This window comes from Nostoc sp. CALU 1950, assembly GCF_051172895.1.
Taxonomy (GTDB): domain Bacteria; phylum Cyanobacteriota; class Cyanobacteriia; order Cyanobacteriales; family Nostocaceae; genus Nostoc; species Nostoc edaphicum_A.
Genome location: NZ_JBDNJQ010000109.1, coordinates 20,375 through 28,307, shown reverse-complemented (window position 1 = coordinate 28,307; position 7,933 = coordinate 20,375). Strand labels below are relative to the sequence as shown.

General features: G+C 41.6%; 6 protein-coding genes. 2 read left to right on the top strand and 4 right to left on the bottom strand.

Annotated features, from left to right (window positions below; all coding sequences use genetic code 11):
* From ABF638_RS25170 to ABF638_RS25160, 3 genes are all read right to left on the bottom strand, one after another.
* The coding region (locus tag ABF638_RS25170; RefSeq protein ID WP_435025645.1) for a hypothetical protein at positions 1 to 553 on the bottom strand (553 nt) is incomplete at its 3' end.
* Positions 537 to 1,358 (bottom strand): hypothetical protein, encoded by an 822-nt coding sequence (locus tag ABF638_RS25165; protein WP_435025644.1) that lies wholly within the window; start codon positions 1,356 to 1,358, stop codon positions 537 to 539. The genes ABF638_RS25170 and ABF638_RS25165, both read right to left, overlap by 17 nt.
* A complete protein-coding gene (locus tag ABF638_RS25160; RefSeq protein ID WP_435025643.1) occupies positions 1,355 to 1,897 on the bottom strand; it encodes a hypothetical protein in 543 nt (180 codons plus the stop codon). Before ABF638_RS25160 ends, ABF638_RS25165 begins: the two co-directional genes overlap by 4 nt.
* Before the next feature lie 505 nt (positions 1,898 to 2,402).
* Here ABF638_RS25160 and ABF638_RS25155 point away from each other — a divergent pair.
* Both ABF638_RS25155 and ABF638_RS25150 read left to right on the top strand, forming a co-directional pair.
* Positions 2,403 to 2,855, top strand: coding sequence for a plasmid mobilization protein (locus ABF638_RS25155; protein ID WP_435025642.1), 453 nt, complete (start codon positions 2,403 to 2,405; stop codon positions 2,853 to 2,855).
* Positions 2,833 to 5,469 carry a relaxase/mobilization nuclease domain-containing protein gene (locus ABF638_RS25150; protein WP_435025641.1) on the top strand — a complete coding sequence of 879 codons (2,637 nt, stop codon included), beginning with the start codon at positions 2,833 to 2,835 and terminating at the stop codon, positions 5,467 to 5,469. The genes ABF638_RS25155 and ABF638_RS25150 overlap by 23 nt, the downstream gene beginning before the upstream one ends.
* Before the next feature lie 85 nt (positions 5,470 to 5,554).
* On the opposite strand, the gene ABF638_RS25145 is transcribed toward ABF638_RS25150, so the two are convergent.
* The gene (locus ABF638_RS25145; RefSeq protein WP_435025640.1) at positions 5,555 to 7,933 is read right to left on the bottom strand and encodes an NACHT domain-containing protein; all 2,379 of its coding nucleotides are present in this window, start codon (positions 7,931 to 7,933) and stop codon (positions 5,555 to 5,557) included.

Genomic DNA, 7,933 nt, shown 5'->3' with positions numbered 1-7,933 from the left:
ATTTACCTATGGGTTCAGCGCGATAAACCTCTTTCTCTATGGTGATGGGTTTGGGCGGAGGGCTGTTCTTCAACTCCTGAATAACCGTAGTCAACTTCTGCGTGTGATTCAACAGTTGATTCCAGTTTTGCTTCAACTGCAATACTTCGCTCTTTAGCCCTTTGAATTCTAAGCTCTCTAATGTCGATGAGGACTTGGGTGTATTCTTTAACTGCGTCAGCAAGGGAATTAATTCTTGCCTCAAATTCTCGTTGCTCTGCTCGTACTCGTTCGAGCAGAGATTCTGGTTCTTCAATTCGGTCGTCAGCATCTCGATTGTCACCATCGCTTTGCTGAGGAGTTGATTCTGAATTAAATTCGTTTGCGCCCATGCTTGTAACTCTGCCCTATCGCGTTCGCGTTCAGTTTTTTGTGATTGCTTAAAATTTTCAAACTCTCTATATAATCTGCCCAATGCTATCTTGACCTCACCCAGGTCACTGCTCTCTATTGAATCGGCAGTTTCAGAGTGAAGATTGCTGTGCTTGCCGTTGCCATTATTGTTGTTGCTCATTCTTTTTATTTTGACCCCGACGAGAAGTAGACGCAGTAACTTTTGGCTGTTTTGAAGTTGAGGTGTTCGACTCAGCAGCAACCAGAACTTCTTGTTGTTGTAACCCTAGATAAACCCCAGCCTTTTCAAGCTCTGGTTTGGCCTGATCTAAAAATCCACTCACTAACAGATAATCTCCAAAGGGAAATCCGTTCTCTTCAGTAGCAGCCGAGTAAGGTAGACCTTTCTCTGTCAACGTGTCAAAGGTCGAGTAGTCTAGCTCTGGCATTTCTATTTCTATACCTTTCAATTCCGAAATAGCTGCCGATGTTTTGCTATTCTCCCAACGCTGAAAACCTGAACCTTTATCCCAACACAGATTTTTCACTATTACATAATCTGCTTGAGCGCCGCAGAAGTCAGCCATAGTTTTTAAGCTGGTTATCACCGAATACCCAAGGTTAAGCACAGTCACTAGCGTTACCCGATAACCCAAATCACCAGCAATCTTGAATAGCCCAAACTTACTAATAATCTCCCTGGTTTTATTGCTTGATGCCCCCGGCATATCTACTATTATTGAGTCGGGTGATTCGGCTTTGATTTCCGTAAAGAAGCGTTTCGCCTCTGCCACCTCCAGGAAGTTTAACAGCCTTACCCCTGAACCAAAGTTTTGATAGTACTCGTACAGTTCTGGATTCTCTGTATCAGCGTCATAAGCTAGATAGTTAATGCTTTTATTGTGCATTACATCCAATAGCAAGCGAGTAAAGGCAGTCTTACCTGTACCACCCTTGCCCCCCAGTATCATCACGATACGTTTCATAATTCACTCCTATCAGTGATATTAAATTGGGCAGAAGTCTTAGGTGTTGTTTTATTTCGTTTACTAGTTTTAGTTGATGATGAGCCGGATGGTTCACTACTCTCAATAAGTGAACTATCCGGTTCTACTGCTGGAACATCATTATTAGTTGTGGTTGAAGAATCAGTTGATTCTGGCTCGGAGTCAGAATTAACTGATTCTTCAACCGCTTTATCTGATGATTCATTACTTGAATTATTCTCCGTTGAGGTTGTTGCCTTTTTATGAAAACTCTTCAGACCACTGGCCGCCAGTTCTACCCCATGACCTTTAAACACATCAGAAACATCGTCATAAGAGTAGCCAGCGTCTAACATATCTTGAATAGGTTTAGCCAAACTGAGGACTAAATCTGACAGGCTGATAGTTTTAGGTGTCGCGGCTTTCTGTTTGAGACTGGTTTGAATATCTTCGATTTTTGATAAAGGGACAGCTTTCGGTTTGCGCGACATATTCAGCATTAGTAATAAATTATTCCATTGTAAAAAAGTCGTGGTCAAAAAAAGTTTAAGTTTCTTGTCGTGATGTGACGAAGATCAACAGAAAAGGGTTTGTATCTTCGTGAGGTAGACTAGTCTAAAAAAGCAGTTACCCATGAATCAACATCCTTCGTATTACTAGTATGGCCAGCATTGCCCAATAGACCATGCTCTCGGTTACACCGAGGTAATTGCAAACAGCCACTCGTGGTTCGCCAAAGTCTCGTACTCCCCCAGTCTCCGGTTGTGCCCCCTAGTTCTGGTTTACCCTAGCCTGTCGCGGGGGCATAGGCAAGCAATACGCCGTAACGCACTTTGTGCTACTTTTACCTTCGGTAAAAGCGGCGTGGTTGCTTGTTGGGGGTGTCCCCCAAACCCCCGCTTAACAGGTCTATTAAAGGGGAAGATAAGCCAACAAGAGGTTCCGGGTTATCCGCCTACCTGCTCGGCGCTCCGCGCCATAGCAGCTACAGCGAATAACCCGGTTAAAAAATGAATAAGCAGATAAATGAACTCCTAACTAGTTATGCAGTCAGACCCCCGTACCAATCTTAGTAATCAACTAGCTGACACATTAACCAATCGGTCAGTAGCACCAGATGAAAAGCGAGAAGTAACCATCACGTTTAGGGCTAGCTATGCCGAGAAAGCTAAACTAGAGCAACGGTGCAGTGGAGTGGTGCAAAGCGATTATATTAGAGCGAGATTATTTGACTACCCTTTACCACATCCTAAGTTAACCATTCCCGAAGTCAACCGACAGGCTATCTACGAGCTAAAAAAGATTGGTAACAACCTAAATCAACAGACTAGAGCCATTAACGAAGCTGTAAAAATTGGTAGTCTACCGTTGACTAACGAGGTGAAATCATATCTGAAAACTCTTGAAGAACTGACCGCACTTTTAGAACAGACTCGCCAATCACTCACTCAATCTACGGTGGAGGTGCAACGCAATGATTACCAAAGTCAAAGCTAATAAATCATTTCGTGGCACTACCAAATACGTCTTAGAGAAAGAGAAAGCTAAGATTATTGGCGGGAATATGTATGGTAAAAGTACCAATGAACTGGTAGAGCAGTTTACCTTATCAGCCCATCTTAACCCGCAGCTAAAAGACCCATGCTATCACTTGATGCTTAGTGTACCGAAAAATGATAGAACGCTAAATGATGACGAATTAGCTAATCTATCCCAACGTCACTTGGCATCGGTCATTGTACTATCGCGGCTTCAAGGTGATGAATCCCAAGTTAAACAACCTGATAAAAGGATAGCTGACATCAAACTAAAAGAGCTAGTTGATGAATTTATAGAAACTGAACTACCAGCTTATGACTTCTTTATAGCGCGGCACTCTGATAAAGAACACGACCACACTCACATCGTTGCATCTAGAGTCAATAACCTAGACGGTAAATCTATTCGCACTTGGAATAATTACGCCCACTCTGAACACTCAGCCCGACTACTAGAGCGAGAATTTCAGCTAACCCAAGTACAGAGTAGTTGGGAAAGTAAGCAGAAAGCTATGACTCGTAATCAGCTTGAACGAGTCGAGCGCGATGGACTTCCAGGCGAAGAAATAATGCGACGGGCGATTGAGCAAGTGGCAGTAAATAAACCCACAATGCCCCAGCTAATTGAGCGATTATGGAGAGAGCATCAAGTCAAAGCTGTCGTAAGTTATTACGGTCACGGTGGGGTAAGGGGCATCAAGTTTGGCATTGATGTCGGCTCAGTTAATGAAGATGGTAGTTCCCGTTTGCTCTGGAAACAGGGAGGTAATCTCAATAAATATAAGTGTTCATTTACAAAGCTCCAGTCTGAATTGGGGATAAACTACGACCCTAAACGTGATGATAGCGAAATTAAACGTTTAAATAATTTCTTAGAATCTGTAGATAATAACCAAGTTAATCAACAAATAATATCAACCACATTACCTAAACAAGCTCAAGCTATAGCCGAAACTAAACACCAGATAAACCCAGCTAAATCAGATGCAGAACAACGAGCAAGTTCAGAACTCATAAATACAATCTCTAACTTTATTGAACAGTCAGCAGTTGATAATGCCTTGGTTGAAACGTTACCACAATTAGCAGAACAACTCTCTCAATATAACCAGCAGTTATCAGCAGGTAGAACCGCATTCGACGAGCTATCATCGGCGATTACTCAAGAGTTACAATCCCATACAGAGAAGAAAGCTATCTTATCAATCTCTGATTATATTGAGCAATCAACTGTCGAGTCAGCCTTAACTGAAGCAGTATTAGAATTAACGCAACAACTTTCTCAATACAAAGAGCAGCTTCTTACAGCTAAAACTACATTCAATGACCTGGATGCAGTGCTTGCAACTGAGTTAAAATCATATACAGAGAAGAGAGCCATTTCATCAATTTCTGATTATATTGAGCAATCAACTGTTGAATCAGCATTAACTGAAGCAGTATTAGAATTAACGCAACAACTTTCTCAATACAAAGAGCAGCTTGTTACAGCTAAAGCTACATTTAATGACCTGGATGCAGTTCTTGCAACTGAGTTACAATTCCATATAGAGAAGAAAGCTATAGATGCAATTGCTGATTATGTTGAGCAATCGACTATTGAATCAGCCTTAACTGAAGCAGTATTAGAATTAACGCAACAACTTTCTCAATACAAAGAGGAACTTGTTACAGCTAAAGCTACATTTAATGACCTGGATGCAGTGCTTGCGACTGAGTTAAAATCATATCTAGAGAAGAAAGCTATCTTATCAATTTCTGATTATATTGAGCAATCGACTGTTGAATCAGCATTAACTGAAACAGTATTAGAATTAACGCAACAACTTTCTCAATATCAGCAGCTATCAGCCGGAAGAACCATATTCGACGACCTGGAAGCAGCGATTGTTTATTTGGAGCAACTGCATAGATCACAAAAACCAGTGGATGCAATTGCTCTTAATCAAACTCCAACTATAACCACAGATGAACCAAAGCTAAAAGATAATCTAAGAGCCGAGTTATACAAGTATTACAGCGCTGACTTGCAAAACTTATTAGTGACTGACCGAGATAAAGAAATTGCTATTAGGGCGCTATTAGATAACAAACTACCCCAAGATGTTGAAGAAATTATCAAAGCCAGTCCAGCCGGATGGACACAAGATGAAGCTAGAGAATTGGTACTTATCGCTAGCAATCAACTGGCAACTCAAAAGTCTGAACCAGAACAGTCACTCACAGAAAAGCAGCGTCAAGAGTCGAAATTCTTAGCAGAAGCTGTACCTATTGCTGTTAAATTAATCAATTGGCAATTAAGAGAAAGTGGCTCAAATAGCCTGAGATTCAAACGTGCAACTCTAGAGAAGCAGGGTAGAGAACTGGTATTTACCCATGATGAACGAGGTGAGATTTTTCGAGTGGCAGTCAACCGAAACCAGTCAGGTGAACTTGAGTATTCGCCAATTATTGTAGGTGAAGTAGAAATAGAAGATATTCAGCTTTGGCAAGAAGCAGAGCGCGTATTGCAACAAATAAGAGAAGAAGCAGAGCGACAAGAAAGAAGACAGACTAAAGGGATCTCCCTCTAGGTGATGGCGCAACTCTTAACCGCTTAACCAAGAAGAGTATTGAAATGTTAAAATTATTTAGTTAAAAATAATTAAGAAAAATTTTTTATTTAGATTCTAAATTCATCTGAGCGAAGTGTTCTAGCAACATACGGTGGACGAAAATATAGCCGCCGCCTACTTTTTGCATGAAAAGGCGATCAACGGTGTAGTCAAGGAAGCGGGCATAGTTCCACGGAGCATTACCCTGTCGGTAAAGCCTAAGTCGCAGGATGAAGTGCCGTAAACAGGCTGAACCACCACAAATCATACCGCCACTTAGCCCGCTATTTAGTAAACTCATCAACCATTCATCACTCACTCCACTAGTAAACTCAAGAAACAATCTGGAAGCTACAAAAACAAGCATAATGATCATCCCAATAGTTAAGGCATTTCTGGCTGATTTCCAAATACCTTGGTTTGGAATGTTTTTTTGCTGAATCTCAGATCCTCTGAATCCACCGATCAGTGCGTAAATTGGCCCAGCTAATAGCAAAATTAACGGCCCGATGATCAATGCAAAAAACAATCCGAAAAGTAATCCAAACAGCGGCCCGATAATGAGCAAACCGAGCATTGCATAAATCGCCCCCTGAGTACTCAGCCCCACAATCAGCCCATCATGTATTCCGCCAACTATGCCAAAAAATATACCAATAACTGAGGCAATCTTGACTATTTTCCAAATAGCTTGGTAAGAAATATAATTTTTTTGAGTCTCTTTTCTTCTAAAGTTGCCACTCAACCTGCTAATCAACCAGAACATCAGCCTAACAATCAGTCCAGTAAGTAATCCAACAAGTAACCCCCCAATCAGCCCCCCAATCAGCCCATCAATTACATTACTACTTCGCCATCGCCCATCAAGCACATAAACAAATACCATGCAAAGCCCGATGACGAACCAAAAAATTAGACTAAAAATAACTGCAATAATTAGACTAAAAATCGGTGTTTTAATTAGAAGGATAACCGTTATCTGACGAAAAATTATTGTTGCTTCTCGCCAAGACCATTTCAGTGTTTCTACCGTTTTAATATTATCTGAAAGTCCCACAACAAAAGCTATAACCAGGGTTGTATTGATCCACCAGAAGGCAAGATACCCATTAGTTAGTCCACCGCTTGGCCAACAAATTAAGCCGCCAATGAGACTAGCAATGAGACCACTTTCTATTCGGTAAACAAATCTTTGTCGCTGGGATAAAAAACTGGGCTGTAACTCCTCAATTAAAAATATTGTTTCTGAGCCTTGAGCCATTCGTTGAGCCATCCAAATCAGCCAATATTGCGCTTTCTCTCTCGGATACTTTTGTGCAGATTCTGATATTTTTTTCGTATAAGAAGCTAATCTAGCTCCTTCAAACATCCGATTTATATAAGTGTCGAATAGACGTTGACGATATTCCTGAATTGTTCTGCCTTGAATAATGTTATCCAAGGAACACCCTTGATAGGACAAACTCATGATGCTCAGAATTAGTGGTGAGGATGCGAATGCCCGTAGTTCAGCATTGTGTTGGAGAACTGTTTTCAAGGCGGATAATTGCTCTCCTGCCCGTTCTAGGAACTGATCAATCTGCTGCGACGTTAATGGCTGAACATAAATGGCACTACGTAACTTCAGGCGCTCAGATAGCCGTTTATAATCTTGGATACGGCTGCATACCACCATTTCAGTCAAGCCATGCTCCTGAATGAATTGATTTAAGGCTTTCACGCAGTCATTTCGATACTTGGCATCAACCTCATCTAAACCATCCAATAGCAAGATCAGTTGCTCCTGCTCCACCCAAGCTTTGCCTAACGGCTTGGGTACGTGATACTTCTCAAAAAGTTCTTGAACCAGCCAATTGGTGATGGACTTTCGCTGTTGTGCCCAGGACGATAGGTTTACCACCACTGGTAAGGGCTGGCTCAGGTTATTTTCCGTTCGAGCAATTAAGCTCTCCGTTAGCTTCAGCAGGGTCACTGTTTTCCCCGCACCAGGTTCCCCCAAAATCAAAAGAGTACGACCAGCACCAATTCCCTCAAAAATATCGGTTGCAGCTGTTCCTTCGGAAAAAACTTTTCTAGAGTCTACAGGAAATTCTTCTACACCGCTTAATAGGTTCTGAACAAATTCTTTTCGTTCTTCTAAACCCAGATCAATCAGGATTTTAGTGTGTAATGATCCTTTTAGGACTCCTTCAATCCAGTCTTGTTTGACCCTATTTAGGAAAACAGTACGTCGTCGATATTCTTTTTGACTGATTGGTTTAGCTACACTGATGGGGATTTGAGCCACCTGAACTGTACCAAAGACATTGAGGGTACCCACTCTACCTTGAATTTGAGTAAGGTTAAGGTCACGTCCTGCAATGCCACCGATTTGGACACTTTCAAGGACGCTGCCTGAAATATTTAAACTTTGGTCAGGCTGTTGGTGCGACGGCTCACTCAT